An 18,944-nucleotide genomic window follows, 5' to 3' on the forward strand; every position below is an offset into this window, starting at 1 on the left:
TTAAGTTAGGCGGATAAGCCCGACATAAAGTCGTTTCGACAAACATCACGTAGTTTCGCCAAAATCTGGGTTTTGTGATATAGTTTCGTACCTTTAAATCCGGTAATTAGTAGAGGGATAGCGGCTCAATGAGCGACCTTGCCAGAGAAATAACACCGGTCAACATCGAGGAAGAGCTGAAAAGCTCCTATCTGGATTATGCGATGTCCGTTATTGTCGGACGTGCTTTACCAGATGTCCGGGATGGACTGAAACCGGTGCACCGTCGCGTACTGTATGCGATGAATGTACTGGGTAATGACTGGAATAAACCATACAAAAAATCGGCCCGTGTAGTCGGGGACGTTATCGGTAAATATCACCCGCATGGTGACAGCGCGGTCTACGACACAATTGTGCGTATGGCCCAGCCGTTCTCACTGCGCTATATGCTGGTGGATGGGCAGGGCAACTTCGGTTCCGTCGATGGCGATTCTGCTGCGGCGATGCGTTATACCGAAATCCGTATGTCTAAAATTGCTCACGAATTGTTAGCGGATTTAGAAAAAGATACCGTTGACTTCGTGCCTAACTATGATGGTACGGAACAGATCCCCGCAGTGATGCCAACCCGAATCCCTAACCTGTTGGTTAACGGTTCGTCAGGTATTGCCGTAGGGATGGCAACCAATATTCCGCCACATAACCTGTCTGAGGTTATTGATGGCTGTCTGGCTCTGATCGAAGATGAAAACATCACCATTGAAGGGTTGATGGAGTTCATTCCAGGTCCAGATTTCCCAACAGCCGCCATTATTAATGGTCGCCGTGGTATTGAAGAGGCTTATCGTACTGGCCGTGGCAAGGTCTATATCCGTGCCCGTGCTGAAGTTGAAGCTGACGCGAAAACCGGCCGTGAAACCATTATTGTTCACGAGATCCCGTATCAGGTGAACAAAGCACGGTTGATTGAGAAAATCGCTGAGCTGGTCAAAGAGAAACGCGTAGAAGGCATCAGCGCGTTACGTGATGAGTCTGATAAAGACGGCATGCGTATCGTGATTGAGATTAAACGTGACGCCGTCGGGGAAGTGGTTCTAAATAACCTCTATTCACTGACGCAACTTCAGGTGACTTTCGGTATCAATATGGTGGCTCTGTCTCAAGGGCAGCCTAAATTGCTTAACCTGAAAGACATTCTGGTTGCATTTGTGCGCCACCGTCGTGAAGTGGTGACGCGTCGTACCATTTTTGAACTGCGTAAAGCACGTGACCGCGCACACATCCTTGAAGCATTGGCAATTGCACTGGCTAACATCGATCCGATTATCGAATTGATCCGCCGTGCCGCCACTCCTGCTGAAGCCAAAGCGGGCTTGATTGCCAATTCATGGGAATTAGGCAACGTGGCGTCAATGTTGGAACGTGCCGGTGATGACGCTGCCCGCCCTGAGTGGCTGGAAGCTGAATACGGTATCCGTGACGGCAGATATTTCCTCACCGAGCAACAAGCTCAGGCAATCTTGGATCTGCGTTTGCAGAAACTGACGGGCCTGGAGCATGAAAAACTGCTGGATGAGTATAAAGAGCTGTTGACCTTAATTGGTGAGTTGATCTTTATTCTGGAAAACCCGGATCGCCTGATGGAGGTTATCCGTGAAGAATTGGTTGCTATCAAAGAGCAATATAACGACGCACGTCGTACTGAGATAACGGCTAATACTTCCGACATCAACATCGAAGATCTGATTAATCAGGAAGATGTGGTTGTGACGCTGTCCCATCAGGGCTACGTCAAATATCAACCGCTGACGGATTACGAAGCTCAGCGCCGTGGTGGTAAAGGTAAGTCGGCTGCCCGTATCAAAGAAGAAGACTTCATTGATCGTCTGTTGGTTGCCAATACCCATGATACTATTTTGTGCTTCTCCAGCCGTGGCCGTCTCTATTGGATGAAGGTCTATCAGTTGCCGGAAGCCAGCCGTGGTGCACGTGGTCGTCCGATCGTCAACTTATTGCCGCTTGAGCCAAATGAGCGTATTACCGCCATTCTGCCAGTGCGGGAATATGAAGAAGGCCGTCACATCTTTATGGCGACCGCCAGCGGCACTGTGAAGAAAACCGCTTTGACCGAGTTCAGTCGTCCACGCAGCGCCGGTATTATTGCCGTCAATCTGAATGAAGGCGATGAGCTGATTGGTGTGGATCTGACCGATGGCAGCAATGAAGTCATGCTGTTCTCTGCATTGGGTAAAGTGGTTCGCTTCCCTGAGTCACAGGTCCGTTCGATGGGCCGTACTGCGACCGGTGTACGTGGTATCAACCTCAATGGTGATGATCGGGTTATTTCTCTGATTATCCCACGTGGTGATGGCGAAATCTTGACTGTGACTGAAAACGGTTATGGTAAGCGTACCGCAGTGGAAGAGTACCCAACCAAGTCCCGTGCGACTCAGGGTGTTATCTCCATTAAAGTCAGTGAGCGTAATGGTAAGGTTGTGGGGGCTGTTCAGGTGGCTCCGACTGACCAGATCATGATGATCACCGATGCGGGTACTCTGGTACGTACTCGCGTATCTGAGGTGAGTGTCGTGGGGCGTAATACCCAAGGTGTGACGCTGATCCGTACCGCAGAAGATGAGCATGTCGTTGGTCTGCAACGTGTTGCTGAGCCAGAAGAGGATGATGAAATCCTTGATGGCGAATCATTAGAAGGTGAAGAGGGCGGCGAAGACGATGCTGCACTGAATACACCAGAAGATGAAGATGCTGCTGATGAAGCAGAAGAAGGCGATGCTGAAGATGAGGACGACAACGTATAATGCGTTGTTGAAAACAAGAGCCAGCTTACGAGCTGGCTTTTTTATGGGCTATTGGTAGTGTATTCTGTTGCTCATGCAGCCTGTCTGGCCCTACTTTCCACCCTGGAATCAGATTGAAATATCTCTCTTCATTTCGCACGACACTGAAAATATCCCGTTACTTGTTTCGGGTATTGGCCATTATGTTATGGTCACTTGGTGCACTGTTGACCACTTTTTATATCCTGAACATCCTCAACGAGAAAAAATCTGACATCCGTCAGGAATATAATACTAACTTTGAGCAGGCTCAGAGCTACATCAGGCACTCTGCCGATATCATCCGCGATATCAAATATATGGCGGAAAACAGATTAAATCAGGATTCGGCGAGCAGTGATATCGCTGCTGGCGCTTTTATCAAAAACAAAACGACACCACAATATCATCCGCTTAATACCGGTGCGGATTGTGCTGCACTTAATTCGTCGCGCCACTCTTCATTAAGTTCTCTTAGTAACCTGATTCTGTACTGGAAAGAGAACTTTGCTGCAGCTTATGACCTTAACCGGATATTCTTTATTGGCAGCGACACTCTGTGCATGGTGGATTTCGATATTCGCAATACCCCGATGGAGCAGGAGAGTCTGCTTAAGTCATTGAATGAAAATATTTTAAAATATCGAGATGCAAAAAATCAGGATAAAGACAGCACGTTGTATTGGATAGTACCGGGTGTGCGGCCTGAAATTGGTACCTTATATGTCCTGACCCCCCTCTATGTGGGCAACAAGCTAGAGGCAATGGTGGGTACTGAGCAAACTATCCGCCTGGAGGATTTTATCTCTTCCGGGACATTGCCTGTCGGCGTGACATTACTTGATCAGGATAATGAGCCGGTATTACGGTTAGCAACAGGGGAACGGTATGCTTCGATGTTAGACGATTACCCTGATTCTCCGTCTTATTTTGGCTACGTTGATGACTACAACTCGCTTATTCTAAAAAAGAATTTACTGCCATCAACCCTCAGCATCGCTTATTCCTTGCCGGTTAGAACGATAATAGATACATTCAAGTTATTAATTTTTAATGCATTTCTTCTGAATGCGCTTTCTGGTGTTGTGATCTTTACTCTGGCGTGGCTATTTGAGCGAAAAATGTTCCATCCAGCAGAAGATAACGCTTTGAGGCTGGAGGAACATGAACAGTTCAACCGCAAAATTGTCGCTTCGGCTCCTGTGGGCATTTCTATTCTGCGCATTAGTGACGGGACCAATATCCTCAGCAATGAATTGGCACATAATTATATTAATTTGCTGACGAATGAGGATCGCGAACGTATTACACGCATTATTTGTGAGCAGCAGGCGAACTTTGTCGATGTCATGACCAGCAATAACAATAATCTACAAATTAGCTTTGTTCACTCCCGTTATCGTAATGAGGATGTGGCTATCTGTGTGCTGGTTGACGTCAGCTCGCGGGTCAAAATGGAAGAGTCACTGCAAGAGATGGCGGCGGCGGCGGAGCAGGCCAGCCAATCAAAATCGATGTTTTTAGCCACGGTCAGCCATGAGTTGCGCACGCCGCTATATGGGATTATCGGTAACCTCGATTTGTTGCAAACCAAAGAGTTACCTCACGGTGTTGAGCGGCTGGTGACGGCGATGAATAATTCGTCAGGCTTATTACTCAAAATTATCAGCGACATCCTCGATTTTTCTAAAATAGAATCTGAACAACTGAAAATTGAGCCGAGTGAGTTCTCTACCGTGGAGGTGATAACCCATATTACGGCTAACTATTTACCGCTGGTGGTCAAAAAACGCTTAGGTCTCTACTGCTTTATTGAGCCTGATGTACCACGACAGATGCTCGGCGATCCTGTCCGTTTGCAACAGGTGATTTCTAACCTGTTGAATAATGCTATAAAATTTACAGATACTGGCTGTATTATCTTGCAAGTACGGGTGCGCGGTGATTATCTGGAATTCCGAGTGCGAGATACCGGCGTGGGGATTAATTCACGTGAGATTAACCAGTTATTTGATCCATTCTTCCAGGTTGGAACTGGAGTGCAGCGCCATTTTCAAGGGACGGGGCTAGGCCTGGCTATCTGTGAGAAGTTGGTCAACCTGATGGATGGCGATGTTGAAGTGGTTTCAGAGCTAGGAATGGGCAGTATTTTTGCTATCCGCATTCCATTATATTTTGCCGAAAATGGCAATCGGGCTAAAAATGCCGTATTACCGCAAAGCGACCGTTGGCAAGGGAAAACCTTGTGGTTGGATATCCGCAATGCGCGGTTGGAAAGCTATTTACTTGATTTATTGCGTCATTTTGGAGCCACGATCCGGCGTTACAGTAATGAACAGACCTTGCAGGATCAAGTGCTGATTTGTGATTACTTACCGCAAATAAACGCACCTCTATCGACGTGGATTCAAATCTCCATTGAGCACATTGGTCTGCCACAAGAGACGCGTCCAGGCTATTGGTTACTGAGCACATCGACCCTACTCGAGATTATCCCGCTATTGGACCAGATATTGCTGGAACAACCATTGGTTGAGTGCGCGCCATTACAGTTGCCAGCACCGAAAGCAAATCAGGATGAGAATGCAGACTTGCAAATTCTGGTTGTGGACGATCATCCCATTAATCGCCGCTTGTTAGCCGATCAGCTCACCACTCTGGGCTACCAAGTGATTACCGCGAATGATGGGTTGGATGCTCTGGCAGTATTGAGTGCCAATAATGTCGATATTGTACTGACTGACGTGAACATGCCAAATATGGATGGTTATCGTCTGACTCAGCGCCTGCGGCAGTTAAACCATCATTTCCCGATCATTGGTGTAACCGCCAATGCATTAGCTGAAGGCAAACAACGCTGTATTGAAGCAGGGATGGATAACTGTTTGTCCAAGCCAGTGACACTGGATACATTGCGCCAGATGTTGGTTTACTATAGTGACAAAGTCCGCCGTTCACGTTAAAGCCTTCGTACTTGAAGCCGCAGGGGTGTTAGCTGCACTCATTCACCCGAATCACTTACGTGAGTAAGCTCTTCGGGATTTATTCGTTTGCTGCCTACCTGCAACTCCAATTACTTTGGCTTATATCTTGGTCTTGAAGCCGCAGGGGTGTTAGCTGTTTAGGTCGTTTGGTTGTTATAACGAGAGTTAATGCATTAATAGCATGAATGGAAAAATGGATAAAAATAAGCCCGAGGTCACTGAGCAAATTTTGCTGAGCAACACCGGGCTTGAGATTATATCGGTAGATAAAGATTATTGTTCTTTATCAACCTGACTAATGGTTACAGATGAAAGATAGTTTAACAGCGCGATATCATTATCTACGCCCAGCTTCATCATGGCCGATTTCTTCTGGCTACTGATGGTTTTAATGCTGCGATTGAGTTTTCTGGCGATTTCAGTCACTAAGAAACCTTCAGCAAATAACCGTAAAACTTCACTCTCTTTCGGTGATAAACGTTTATCACCGTAACCATTAGCACTGATTTTCTCTAGCAGTTTAGCCACGCTCTCTGGGGTGAATTTCTTCCCTTTTTGTAGTGCGGCCAATGCCTTAGGCAAGTCGGCTGGTGCGCCTTGCTTTAATACTATCCCATCAATATCCAAGTCCAAAACTGAACTAAGAATAGCGGGATTATTATTCATGGTCAGAACAATTATGGCTAAATCTGGGTAATGCCTTTTTATATATTTTATCAGAGTGATGCCATCACCGTACTTATCCCCAGGCATGGAGAGGTCGGTAATTAGCACATTGGCATCAAGTTTAGACAAACTGTTAATAAGCGCTGTAGAGTCTTCAAACTCCCCGACAACGTTTACCCATTCAATTTGCTCAAGCGACTTTCGGATGCCAAACAACACAATTGGATGGTCATCAGCAATAATTACATTAAGGTTGTTCATGGTTATGGGTTACCTTGCTGCAACAGTCTGGTGACGAAAGAATCAATTTGACTGATGCTATTTTCGATCTTCAACCGATCGCCATCTGCGATATGCTGTTCTAATGTTTCACATAGCTGTTTGCCAAGTATCAGGTTCAACATAGCAAATACGCCTTTCAATCGATGTGCGGTCTGCGAAAGCGATATGAAATCACGTTGCTGAACTTCAGTATACAGTTTCTTCAGATCTACCGGTACTGTCTCAACAAATAAGGAATAATAGTCACTGGACTTTAGTTGTTGCTCGTAGGTACTTATATCATCAGCAGCAATGGATTCAGACTCTTCAGGTGACTCATCTGATAAGATTCGTTGTTCGATTAATAATAATATTGCATCAATGACAGCGCTGCCCAAATTATAATTTACCCGAATATAATTATCCTGCAACTGCTGTAAACCCACCTCGTCTGAGACTAGCAATAAGGTAAAGTTATCATACTGTTGTGGGTTATCCGTTAAGGTTACATCGTAATCCCGCCCTGGCAAACGATCATCCGCGACAATGCAATTGGCGCCGAATGAATTCAATAACGTGGTGATAATTGAACGTACTTCTTCTGAAGTTATATCTAATAGCGCCGTAACTCCGTCCAATAATTTTTCTTGCTCCTCTACTTGTTCATTTTGGATAGCCATGGATACACGGATAGTATAGCGAGTACCTATATCTACTTTACTGCGAATCTCAAGTTGGCCGTTTAATTTCTTACATAATTGGTTACATAAAAAGAATGTTAACCCCGAGCCATGGTTGTATCGGTCAACCAATGTTTGACTGAGGAAAGGATAATTAAGATTACTGATCTCTTCATCAGAAATACCGACACCAGTATCGGTTATCTGGATAATCAGTTGTTCTGGATGCCCGGGTTCGTGGCCAACATTGAGCGTGATTTTCCCATAAGCTGTGGTGATAACAGAATAATGCAGTAGCAGCGACAGTATTTTACGTAAGATTTTTTCATCGCCGATGTAATCCTGATCGATATTGACATGATAGTGATTAAACAGCGTTAAACCTTTCTGATTTATCGCAGGCAGTACCTCCAGCAGTAGCGCATCGATTAATGCTGATAGAGAGAAGGCCCCCTGTTCAGGCTGCCAGTCCTGAGTCTCCAGCCGCGTCAGGAGGGTAATGTTATCTATCAACTCGGCGATAGTGTCAGTTTGCGCTACCAATTTGGCTTTCAGATTCTGTTGTTGCTGTAAGTCGGTGGTGTTCTGGAGCTCATGGGCTATCTGATTGAGGTTGTTGATAGGTTGATTCAGCTCAATCCCCAAGTTGTGCAACATCAATTTGCGGGCTTGCAGGTTTTTGTCGTATTCACGCCTTGCTTGTTGCAGCTTTTTATTTACCAGTACCTCTTTATCCTGATCATGAAGCAGGAACAGATAGGTTTCTGGTGAAATCTGGCTGCGGAACATCCGAATCTCATAAACTTCATTATTTACCGTGCCCTGAATCACCCCGTGGTGCTGTTCTGCCATATGAGCAATTTTTTGCAGATTTAGATGGGGCATCAGGTTATCGGCAATCTGGTTACTAGCGACTACAGTGCTGTTGCTGAAGTTATAGACCAATAACCCTTGTGGCAGGCTGGTAATAATCTCCTGACTCAGTGATTTCTGTGTTTCTAACTGTTCGACCATATCTGCACTTGGGCGCACATATTGGCGGCGCACAAAATAGATGCCTAAAACAGCCAGTACTAGCAACAATATATTGGACAAAAGGAGCCAAAAGTTGTTTCTCAGCAAATCAATGGCTAACCCCCCGACCGGGACACGATAGACAATTTTCAGCGCGGCATTCGCCAGAGGGGCTGAAAATTCTAGCCAGGAACCATTCAATGCCACGCTGGTTGCTACAATGTCCTCGGGCGCCATACCTTCATTAATGGGAGTCTTATCTTGTTGCAGCAAAAAGTTAGAACGCGCCATGTTGGAAGGTATTAAGTCATTAATTGGTAAGTCAAAAGCGATAACGGTAGCCAAATGCCCAGGATGGTTAAATGTGGTTCTCAGCGTAAAATAGTAGGCGTTCTGAAAGCGAAATTTACGTAACGGTGAGAAACTCTCACGTTCATCTAAGGTATTGGCCTGTTGCAACATTTCCGCGCGCCGAGATTCAGCAGCAACGGTCAGGTAACTTTCTTTAAAACGCGAAGTGACTTCTTTTAATGCCTGGGTGGTGATGAGTGTCAGACTATTATCTTGGCCGTTAAGATAATACATCGAGTAAGTATCATTTTGTGACCCCCAATGGCTATCAAGATAGTCAGATATCTGCAAGATCATCGGCAGTGTTGCTGGCTCGTGATTGCCAAAAATGACCGAGTCAGTTTTTCTGCGCGGCTTTTCGATATAGTAAATATCAGGGCGTAGCCGGACCTCTTGTGCGGAGAGGATACTTTTCTCAGACATATTGGGGTTATTGGCTAAATCGTATATCTGATAGGTATGATAGCGGTAATCATCGATACGTTGTTGCAGGCCTGCGGCGATAGTCGTTAGCGCGTATTTTTTTTCTGCCAGATAGGCATTGGTATAGTTGTAGCTATACAGGCCCATCGTGACGAGCAGCAGGACGATAAACAGCCAGAAACAGCGAGTGATATTCGCAGAACTGGTAGATAACGAGTTATTTTGCATAACGATAATGCATATTCCTTGATTAGCGCGTGACGGCTCTGGCGCTGGCAGTGACGGTCAGTAATAGTAACGCCACACAGCCAAAAGCCACCGATAAATTGCTTAATTGTGCGACAAACCCAATTGCCGCAGGCCCGGCTAAAATCCCGGCGTATCCGATGGTGGTAATCGATGCTACCGCCAAATTGGCTGGCATCACGGTTTGGTTACCGGCGGCGGTAAATAAGATAGGCACGACATTGGATGCCCCAAGCCCTACGAGCATAAAGCCCAAAAGAGCGGCAATTGAGCTATCAACGCTTATCGCAATGATAATCCCAAGCGCAGCACACAGACTGCCACCTAATAATACCTTGTATCGGCCCAATCCGTTGACAATCCGATCGCCATTCAAACGCCCGAGTGTCATGGCGATGGCAAATACCGCATATCCCATTCCCGCTTGTGAGGGGTCCATACCGCGCAGTGTAGTCAGGAAAACCGCACTCCAGTCAAGCATCGAGCCTTCGGCCAGAAACATAACAAAGCACAGGAAGCCAATAAACATCACCCAACCACGCGGCAAAACAAACAGTGGGCCGTCATGGGCTTCTCCGCTACCTCGTAGCAAATTCTTATTGGCAGTGAGCAGGAGAACAATCATTAGCACCACGGTAGCGATAATCGCCGCCAATGGGCTTAGCCCCAACCATAATAAAGCACTCACGCCACCAGCACCGGCAATCCCTCCGACACTAAACAGACCGTGGAAACCGGACATCATGGCCCGGCCACTGGCTTTTTCAACAATAACCGCCTGAATATTCATGGCGACATCTATTATGCCCATAGCAGCACCGAATACGAGCAGAGCGAGAGCCATCGTCACCGGGGTATTCATCAGGACTAACAAGGGAAGATCGAGGCACAGCACTGCCCCTGCCAGTAAAATCACTGGGCGGCAACCCCATTTTGCCGTTAGTACCCCAGTCAGGGGCATTGCCAGCATCGAACCGATACCAATACACAATAGCAGTAAGCCCAACGACGCATCGTTAAGACCGATACGCGCTTTGGCAAAAGGCACCAGAGGGGCCCAAGCGGCCATACCCAATCCTGCAATAAAGAATGCCAGTCGGGTCGAGACTTGCTGTGCAACACCTGGCTGCAATGTTTGTTGGAGTACTTTGGTGGTCATGAGGTATCAGATCTGCGATTGAAACGAACAAGTGATATTGACAGATGTTTCTATCACAAAGAGAAATGCGGGTCGAAGGGATTTGTCTGGATTAGTAGAATAGTTGCTTTTTATATACGGTTGCTTGCGGGCACCCCATGACTCTAAGCCCTATATATGCATGGCATAGCTGGCCTCTCTTTAGCTACTCATTAGGCTAAAATGTGGTTTTTATCATCCTAAATACACCGCAGGATAACCGTATCACTCAATAAGATTGTGGCTTAAAATCAAAAATGATTAGCCGAGGATTATTTCTAGTAGAGAGTGAACCGTTCAATTATTCATCGTTGATGAATAATTGAACGGTCATCCATAGGGCATTATAATCACTGATTAGATATTTTTAAGCTATTTGTGCTTAAATAAAACCATGAAACTATATTATTCGGCTACTATTTCATCTTGTTAATACGTGCTCACTATGAATATACTTAACTATATATTATTGGCAATAAAAAAGCCGGTCAAAGACCGGCCGTAACACTAACTAATTATCTGGCCAGATAAGCCACAATGTGAATAAAAGTAAAAATAATGATGATAGCGGATGTATTATAGCCCTCGATTATTGTATTTTACTTATCAATTTGTGCTGCTGATGTATTTTTTCAACATGTTGTTTTATATGTAAATTATATTTGTTCTTGATTATAAGTGCTATATTTTTAGTGTTTTTAATATTTGTTAAAGTTCGCCAGTATTTACATTTTGAAATACTTTGCTGGGTATATGAAACATTATCCGTCACTTAGTAGCATTTTCTGTATAGATTAATCCTAATCTTATTCCCACAATAGAGAAACCCCATTGGGAGTAATTGCTCGAAAGAGCAGTGGCATAATCAAATCTAATAATAGAGGATAATAACGATGAAACTTCGAGTTCTTTCTCTGCTGGTTCCGGCTTTATTAGTCGCAGGTAGTGCAGGTGCAGCTGAAATTTACAACAAAGACGGCAACAAACTGGACTTGTTCGGTAAAATTGATGGTCTGCATTATTTCTCTGACAATAAAAGCAATGATGGCGATCAGTCCTACATGCGTTTCGGCCTAAAAGGCGAAACACAAATTAATGACCAACTGACCGGTTATGGCGAGTGGGAATATCAGGCAAACCTGAATAAAGCTGAAAGTCAGGATCAAGGCAACTTCACGCGTGTTGGCTTTGCGGGTCTGAAATTTGCGGATTACGGTTCTCTGGATTACGGCCGTAACTATGGTGTGCTGTACGACGTAACTTCATGGACTGACGTGCTGCCAGAGTTTGGTGGCGATACATATGGCGCGGATAACTTCCTGTCTCAACGTGGTAACGGCATGGCGACTTACCGTAACACCAACTTCTTTGGTCTGGTGGACGGCCTGAACTTTGCGCTGCAATATCAGGGCAAAAATGGTAACGGTACTGAAACCAATAATGGCCGTGATGTACAAGGGCAGAATGGTGATGGTTACGGTATGTCCGTATCTTACGATTTGGGCTGGGGTGTGAGTGCGTCTGCGGCGATGGCCAGTTCTCTGCGTACTACTGATCAAAATAACCTGAAATTTGGTCACGGTGACCGTGCAGATGCATACACCGGTGGTTTGAAATACGATGCCAACAATGTCTATCTGGCGGCTAACTATACTCAGACTTATAACCTGACCCGCTTCGGTGATTTCGGCAATAACAATGCCGATGCAGGTTATGCTAACAAAGCGCAAAACATTGAGTTAGTGGCTCAATATCAATTTGATTTCGGCCTGCGCCCATCCGTGGCTTACCTGCAATCCAAAGGTAAAGACCTTGGCAACGGTTATGGTGACCAGGATCTGTTGAAATACGTTGATGTCGGCGCAACTTATGCCTTCAACAAAAATATGTCCACCTACGTTGATTACAAAATCAACCTGTTGGATGAAAATACCTTTACCAAAAACGCCGGTATCAACACTGATGATATCGTAGCTGTTGGTGTGGTTTACCAGTTCTAATTCTGATTACAGGATAAGTTCTGAGGCAGAACGCGGTCAATCTGGCCGCGTTTTTTTGTGTCGGTCATCAGGCTGGTATTGTTAGGACAGGATGTTTATCCGCCGAAGGCAGCTCTTACGTGCATTGAAAACAGCCGATGGTTTATCAAAAGGCGCGCCATTTTTAGCCGCACAGACTTTTTTTGACCAATTTTGGTGTGAAGTTTAACCAAACGAATCGAATTTCAATTTTTTCTAAATGAAACACTAGACATATCATCGCGCTATAGATGATAATGCTGCCCATTGGAAGGATGGCCGAGTGGTTTAAGGCAACGGTCTTGAAAACCGTCGACTGTAACAGGTCCTAGAGTTCGAATCTCTATCCTTCCGCCAAATTTAAAGCCCAAGCTTATTGCAAGCTTGGGCTTTTTGCTTTTTCAGCGGGAACAAACAGAGAGCGGCTATTACTTGGCCTGCGCCTCGAGAGTAAATGTCTCTTGAATCACCGCCATCTCTTTAACCATGATAGTTTCCGTGCGCGCTTTTGCCACGCCACGGCAGCCTTCACCATAGTGTTCACCTTCCCAACGCCCAACCAATGCTGCACCAACTGCGTTACTCATCACATTAGTGGCAGAACGGCCCATATCGAGGAAGGGATCAACACCCATCAGTAGAATCAACCCTGCTTCCGGGATATTGAACTGGCTCAACGTTGCGGCAATAACCACTAATGAAGCACGTGGAACCCCCGCCATGCCCTTAGAAGTCAGCATTAGAATCAATAACATGGTGACTTGCTCACCCATGCTCAAATGGATATTACATGCCTGAGCAATAAATATGACCGCGAACGAACAATATGCCATGGAGCCTACAAGGTTAAAGGAATAACCAATCGGCAACACAAAACTGGCAATTTTGTTGGATACGCCAAACTCTTCTAATTTCTCTAACGTACCAGGGAAGGCCGCTTCAGAACTTGAGGTGGTAAAAGCTAACAGCGCGGGTTCGCTGATGCCTTTAATTAAGCGCAGCGTGCAGCGGCCAATCAGAAGTATCGAACAACCAATCAAAATAAGCCACAGCAGGCCGAGGGTGAGATAGAACTCGCCCATAAAGATACCGGCACTGACTAATACACTTAAGCCACGCTCAGAAATCATGGCTGAAATGGCAGCGAATACGGTCAGAGGGGCAAACAACATGACGTAACCTGTGAGTTTTAGCATCAGGTGTGCCAACGAATCTAATACCGAAACGATAGGGGTAGCTTTTTCACCGATGGCGGACAGGCTAATTCCCATAAATATAGAGAACACAACAATTTGCAGGATTTCATTGCGTGCCATCGCATCCACAATACTGGTTGGGATAGCGTGTGAGATAAACACCTTAGCCGAGAATGGTACTGGTGCGATACCGTCAACAGCGCTGGCAGTTTCCGCCACGAAGTTAATCCCATCACCGGGTCTTAACAGGTTAACAATCACCAACCCGAGCAGAATGGAAATGAATGCGGCGCAAATGAACAAGAACAGCGTTTTTGAGAAAACGCGTCCTAAGGTTTTGGCATCCCCCATTTTGGCAATCCCAACCACTAATGTTGAGATGATTAATGGAGCAATGATCATTTTGATCAATCGCAGGAAAATATCGGTGAAAATAGATATTTCAGATGAGTATGATTTAGCGAACTCAGGGCTGCTAAAGGAATTAATTAAAAATCCGACAATAATACCTATTATCAGACCCAATATGATCATTGTGGTCAAATTTTTTGATTTCATAAGGATTCCATTTATAAGTAGGGTGGTATCGTTGCTCTAAACTTAATTAATAACAGTGCTGATGTTGTATTTGCCTCTATATTAATCACGGTGCAGGACGAAGCGAATGACGCAGCGCAGTGCACCGGATTATTAGAGTGTTTTTTCTATTGCTACAGTTAATGAAATACTAAATGCTAAACTCGAGTTTCAATAATGGTGCATGTTGCTGAGCACCATAGACGTCAGTATCGCCTACTGCACCCGATACCAGGCTGCGCGGCATGACTACCTTGACAGCATTGGCGGGATCGAACCAAACAATGCGGTGTACAAATTTGGGGTCAATTTTATAGAGTTGCGCAATCAGTTCTTTTTTAAATTGCCCTGATGCTTTAATGCTTGAATATATCTCTTTATCCTTAAATAAAATGTCCAGCACTAATTCATAAGGACCGGCATTTTTCGATCTGACAACGTGTGCCAAATCTAAAATTGATTTTTTCATGCTACCACTCCTTCGGTTGTTACATTTTCCAGGCGGAATTTAAATGCAACTTCTGGTGTGTATTCCATCAAATGATAAATGGAGAATTCATAAACCAGTCCCGCTCGAATATCTGACGGAGAGAATGGGAAGGCCAAATTACCCGCAGTAGCTATTCGCCCGGCATAACCATAATGAAGCAGAGTAGAGCGGGCGAGTGAACATATGCTATCAGCCATGGCTTGAGTCGGGGCGACAACATCCAGCAAAATACCCAATTCATAAGAAGTGGTATCCGGCTCTGGCTCCATTTTGCCCATGACACCGTTCTTGCCGTACAGATGAAAATTGAGCTTCACCGCATCAGGATCGATTTTGAGGTTTTTTTCGACACTGTTGCGTACTTCGACCAAAATATTATCAATACCGGCAATCATAATGGAATCACGGGTGCCGGCAATACTCAGGGTACGATAGCCCACCGGACGTGCGCCTTCCAACTTCACGGTGTATGGCGTGTTTTCATGTACTGACCCGCTGACACGAACCTGGCCGTTGCCGACATTTTCAAAGCGACAGGCTTTCAGGTTCAACACGCCGCCGGGGCCGGGTAAGAAATATGGGTCAGATTTTTCATACAAGGTATGTGCCGCGGCCGAGGTTTCGGTAAATTGACGTTTCTCGTTGAAGGTTTTTAAGGTAAAGCCAGTTTCGTCCAGAATACCCATTGCGCAGTCGGAGCCTGATCCCGGTGTTGCTGCAATAGCAGCACATTCCAAAATCTTGCCACAATGCAACGCCAGACCTTCATCGAATCCCCTCATAATCGGTAACGCCGCAAAGCAGGCGGGATCATAAGCACGGCCACCTAACACCACTTGTGCGCCCGCTTGCAATGCTTCCTGAAAAGGCTCGATCCCCATTTGAGCAACGATATAGGTTGTGGCATCAATGGCTTCATGAGTCAGTTCAGGGACAAAATCCAGCGACTGAATCTTGCCGGCATCAAGGGCGGCGTGCACCACTTCTTTACTGACGTCGGCAGGGATAACAGCCAGCGTAAAGTTGAGCGATTCCTCTTTGGCAATCTCTAAAATTATCTGGCGACACCACTCCAGGTGCGGTGCAGCACCTGAACCACCCGCAGTACCGATAACCACAGGAATACCATTTTTCACCCCTGCGGTTATCATATAGCGCAGATCGCGTTTTACTCCAGCGCGGTCGGTAAAAGGTTTACCGGCACCCAAATAGTGAGGGCCGGGGTCAGAGGATCCAGCATCTACGGCGATTAAATCAGGTGACTCCTCCATCGCTTTCATAAAGCTCTCTTCCGGGAATCCGTACCCCAAGATGGCCGTTGGTGAGAGAATTTTAAAGGTCTTAGACATATCAGTTAGCCTTTGCATTAAGTTGCGCGATGGTGCGAGACATCTCGTTGAACACAATGTTCATCCCTTCATCAAAACCCATCCCCGGTTTGATTAGCATCCGCATCGGACGGGAGGCGATAGCGACATGCACACAGGTGCGAGCGCTGATATCGGTTTCGTTACAAGTCCCCCCCTGGTACGCTTCCATCCCTTTTTTATTGCAGTAAAGAACCGCGTCCACGATGTTGTGAATACTGCCCAAATCAGGGGTTTTGATCTGCACCATGTGACAACTACCCGCATCAGTAAAATCGATGATGTCTTGATAGGTGTTACACCATTCATCGGCCACAATTTTGACTTTCGAACCGAGTTTTGCCAGATTGCGGGTAATCTCAGTTAACAGGCGGATTTGGTCTGGTTTATTGCCCGCATCAACCGGCCCTTCGATATACAGATCCAGATCGCCGGCTTGTTCTTGCAGACTGGCGATATATTCAGCGCACCGCATTGGGTCCATATCAAAAATCAGGCCAATGGTGCCGTAAACATCAATATGCAGATTCGGTTTGTAGTTAGGATCAACGCGCAGTTCAGCCACGCGTTTGGCTAACCAACTCACATAGTCACGCAGTTTTTCGCCATTGCGGCCCAGTTTTTCATCAACGTTGTTGATAAGACCATGTGGCAGAACATCGACGCCTTTAACGATCATTTTATCCACAGCGATATAACGGTCATCGCCACTTTGACCAAACAGCGGAATAGGTTTGGCAACCAGCGGCAGATGCCATTCGTCACACACTACCTCGGCTTTTAAACGCCCGGTAGCTAACGCAGTGGCATCCAGCAATGCCTGAGAAAGGCCGTAACGAATGGCGGTATGTAGCTGTTTGCCATCAATGGTCACGTCGTCAAAGAAACGGGCATTCAGACGAAACTCACTGACATCGCGCCCTTCCAGTAGGGGTTTGATATGTTTTTCTAAGAAAGGAACAAAATTTGCTGCGATAAACAAAGGATCACGACCACCAGCGCCTGAGTATTGCACTGCGGCACAGTCACCCACTGCCACGGCCCCATTTTCTAAAATTAATTGGATGTTGACGCATTCACCTGCCTGCCGAATTGACGTGAATCCCTCAGTCACCGGCTTGCCTTGATAGATAAACCCATCCAATTTCGCGCCATTTTTGATTGTTTGTTGGTCATCGAAGTAGAAAGATGAGTAACCTGCGGTGAACAGAGCGTGTTTGATTTTCATTATGGTCTTCCTATTAATTTACTGTGCGATACAGCGTTAATGTCATCAATAATCATTTGGAATGAAGGTACACGGCCTTCTTCTTTAGCGCGTTCAGCAACAAAATCATGGTGGAGTGCTAGTACATCTTCAGGCAGGGGTACTGAACCCGGATCGAAGACGCGGATGGCGCCGTGGTTATCGCGGATAGGCATCATTTTGCCGGAGTTACAGGTGGCGGGGGCAAATGGCACATCAAGGACTCCCGCTTCAAAGGCACGTACGGTACCTATCGCAATATCGCCCTGACCCAGTTCCAGCACTTTGTTCATAACGGCGCGAACTTCACGTTTAATCAGATCAACCTCGCGATCGACCTCCAGACAAGGTGGGAATTTTTGGTCACGAACCATGTTCAGCATTTGGTTCGAGGCTCTTAATCCTTGACCATTTGCCTCGGCAGTTGGGATCCCGTAGGCCTCATGTGGGCTTTTGGTAATCACCTTGGTAGCACCGGCCATCCCCGCTACTGCGGCCCCCCAAGAGATAACCGCGAATGCACGGGACTCATCTTCTGGGAATCCCCCCATCCATTGATGGAACACGGTACTCAACTCGTAATTGTCGTAGCCATTAGCGTGGAAATATTCATGAGCCAGCTCGCGTAATGATTGGATAGCCGCGATATCTTGCACAATATTACCCACCTGGCCGTAGCCCACGGTGATAGACCGGACACCTTGTTCCAGCGCGAGTAAACCTTCAATAATCGCGACCGCATGGGACACAAACGGCGGGATTAAGGTGCCGGTCAATGGGCCAAATGGCTCGCGGTTAATACGAATACCATGCTCTTCATATACCCCAATCAAGCGATCGCAGTACTGCCAGTCACGAATGGATTTCTCCAGCGTTACGCGTTTTGCATAAGGAATGTTGTAGGAGATCCCGCCGCCTTCGTAGCTGGTAAACCCACTGGCCATTGCTATCTCGGCCAGCAGCCGTGCATCAGGTGTTCCGTGACGGATCTGCAACGGTTTAGACAAACTTTCAGTAATGCTGCGACAAGCTGTTACACCGTGGTTGACGACCGGTAAACCATTGAGTTTTGATGTCCCTGCTTCGATAGATTTTTGGATGCCGATGGCTGCATCTTCGTAACGATTAAGGCGGGTATAGGCATCAATCGTGGTGGGTAGGAGGTCGCAATCTTTTTGCAACGCTGTCAGCAGTGCGATATGTTCTTCGATTAATGCGACCCCAGCACGAGGTTGGCTCAACGTAATGCCTTGGCGGTCTGCTTCAAATAATGCCCGGGCAAAATTTTTCGACTCAGGAATTGTTTGCTGATACTTAACGCCATCTTCAAATTTCTCAACGTCTTTGCCGGTGTGCCACGTTTGTAAGACGTGAAAACGTTCTGACATAAAGTGATCTAAAGAAATCTTTTTGTTGCGAAGTTCCATCAT

11 protein-coding genes and 1 tRNA gene are annotated in these 18,944 nt (G+C 46.1%); 4 read left to right on the forward strand and 8 right to left on the reverse strand.

The window, feature by feature from the left end; genetic code table 11:
- Positions 1-128 precede the first annotated feature (128 nt).
- Both gyrA and rcsC read left to right on the forward strand, forming a co-directional pair.
- Complete coding sequence (gene gyrA / locus V1953_RS06865) at positions 129-2,801, forward strand: DNA topoisomerase (ATP-hydrolyzing) subunit A (RefSeq protein ID WP_083158301.1); 2,673 nt, start codon at positions 129-131, stop codon at positions 2,799-2,801.
- Between the two features lie 113 nt (positions 2,802-2,914).
- Complete coding sequence (gene rcsC, locus V1953_RS06870; RefSeq protein ID WP_442847687.1) at positions 2,915-5,782, forward strand: two-component system sensor histidine kinase RcsC; 2,868 nt, start codon at positions 2,915-2,917, stop codon at positions 5,780-5,782.
- Positions 5,783-6,076: 294 nt separating this feature from the next.
- On the opposite strand, the gene rcsB is transcribed toward rcsC, so the two are convergent.
- Genes rcsB through V1953_RS06885 form a run of 3 tightly spaced genes read right to left on the reverse strand, consistent with a single transcriptional unit; the run spans position 6,077 to position 10,603 of the window.
- Entirely contained in the window at positions 6,077-6,730 is a 654-nt protein-coding gene (gene rcsB / locus V1953_RS06875; protein WP_005192390.1) for a response regulator transcription factor RcsB, read from the reverse strand.
- A 2-nt stretch (positions 6,731-6,732) separates the two neighbouring features.
- Entirely contained in the window at positions 6,733-9,426 is a 2,694-nt protein-coding gene (rcsD, locus tag V1953_RS06880) for a phosphotransferase RcsD (RefSeq protein WP_442847688.1), read from the reverse strand.
- A 22-nt stretch (positions 9,427-9,448) separates the two neighbouring features.
- A complete protein-coding gene (locus V1953_RS06885) occupies positions 9,449-10,603 on the reverse strand; it encodes an MFS transporter (RefSeq protein WP_083158304.1) in 1,155 nt (384 codons plus the stop codon).
- A gap of 911 nt (positions 10,604-11,514) precedes the next feature.
- On the opposite strand from V1953_RS06885, the gene ompC reads away from it, so the two are divergent.
- Together ompC and V1953_RS06895 are read left to right on the forward strand one after the other, a co-directional pair.
- Positions 11,515-12,621: a porin OmpC gene (ompC, locus tag V1953_RS06890; RefSeq protein ID WP_083158305.1), complete on the forward strand. Its 1,107-nt coding sequence runs from the start codon at positions 11,515-11,517 to the stop codon at positions 12,619-12,621.
- A gap of 287 nt (positions 12,622-12,908) precedes the next feature.
- A tRNA-Ser gene (locus tag V1953_RS06895) sits at positions 12,909-12,996 on the forward strand.
- A gap of 71 nt (positions 12,997-13,067) precedes the next feature.
- Here the strand turns inward: V1953_RS06895 and V1953_RS06900 are convergent.
- The 5 genes from V1953_RS06900 to V1953_RS06920 all read right to left on the reverse strand — a co-directional run bounded on the left by V1953_RS06900 (position 13,068) and on the right by V1953_RS06920 (position 18,941).
- Positions 13,068-14,393 (reverse strand): dicarboxylate/amino acid:cation symporter, encoded by a 1,326-nt coding sequence (locus tag V1953_RS06900; protein WP_083158306.1) that lies wholly within the window; start codon positions 14,391-14,393, stop codon positions 13,068-13,070.
- 169 nt (positions 14,394-14,562) lie between these two features.
- Positions 14,563-14,880, reverse strand: a complete 318-nt coding sequence (locus V1953_RS06905) for a DUF4387 domain-containing protein (RefSeq protein ID WP_083158307.1) — start codon at positions 14,878-14,880, stop codon at positions 14,563-14,565.
- Positions 14,877-16,250 (reverse strand): acyclic terpene utilization AtuA family protein, encoded by a 1,374-nt coding sequence (locus V1953_RS06910; protein WP_083158308.1) that lies wholly within the window; start codon positions 16,248-16,250, stop codon positions 14,877-14,879. The genes V1953_RS06905 and V1953_RS06910 overlap by 4 nt, the downstream gene beginning before the upstream one ends.
- A 1-nt stretch (position 16,251) precedes the next feature.
- Positions 16,252-17,496, reverse strand: a complete 1,245-nt coding sequence (locus tag V1953_RS06915; RefSeq protein WP_442850780.1) for a methylaspartate ammonia-lyase — start codon at positions 17,494-17,496, stop codon at positions 16,252-16,254.
- On the reverse strand, positions 17,496-18,941 hold the full coding sequence (locus V1953_RS06920) for a methylaspartate mutase subunit E (RefSeq protein WP_083158309.1): 1,446 nt from the start codon (positions 18,939-18,941) through the stop codon (positions 17,496-17,498). The genes V1953_RS06915 and V1953_RS06920 overlap by 1 nt, the downstream gene beginning before the upstream one ends.
- Positions 18,942-18,944: the final 3 nt, after the last annotated feature.

This window comes from Yersinia sp. 2541 StPb PI (assembly GCF_052217145.1).
Lineage (GTDB): Bacteria > Pseudomonadota > Gammaproteobacteria > Enterobacterales > Enterobacteriaceae > Yersinia > Yersinia enterocolitica_E.

What these genes read in the sequence shown, in the direction of transcription:
- gyrA (WP_083158301.1), top strand. Translation starts at nt 129, where the DNA reads ATGAGCGACCTTGCCAGAGAAATAACACCGGTCAACATCGAGGAAGAG.
- rcsB (WP_005192390.1), bottom strand. Translation starts at nt 6,730, where the DNA reads ATGAACAACCTTAATGTAATTATTGCTGATGACCATCCAATTGTGTTG.
- rcsD (WP_442847688.1), bottom strand. Translation starts at nt 9,426, where the DNA reads ATGCAAAATAACTCGTTATCTACCAGTTCTGCGAATATCACTCGCTGT.
- V1953_RS06885 (WP_083158304.1), bottom strand. Translation starts at nt 10,603, where the DNA reads ATGACCACCAAAGTACTCCAACAAACATTGCAGCCAGGTGTTGCACAG.
- ompC (WP_083158305.1), top strand. Translation starts at nt 11,515, where the DNA reads ATGAAACTTCGAGTTCTTTCTCTGCTGGTTCCGGCTTTATTAGTCGCA.
- V1953_RS06900 (WP_083158306.1), bottom strand. Translation starts at nt 14,393, where the DNA reads ATGAAATCAAAAAATTTGACCACAATGATCATATTGGGTCTGATAATA.
- V1953_RS06905 (WP_083158307.1), bottom strand. Translation starts at nt 14,880, where the DNA reads ATGAAAAAATCAATTTTAGATTTGGCACACGTTGTCAGATCGAAAAAT.
- V1953_RS06910 (WP_083158308.1), bottom strand. Translation starts at nt 16,250, where the DNA reads ATGTCTAAGACCTTTAAAATTCTCTCACCAACGGCCATCTTGGGGTAC.
- V1953_RS06915 (WP_442850780.1), bottom strand. Translation starts at nt 17,496, where the DNA reads ATGAAAATCAAACACGCTCTGTTCACCGCAGGTTACTCATCTTTCTAC.
- V1953_RS06920 (WP_083158309.1), bottom strand. Translation starts at nt 18,941, where the DNA reads ATGGAACTTCGCAACAAAAAGATTTCTTTAGATCACTTTATGTCAGAA.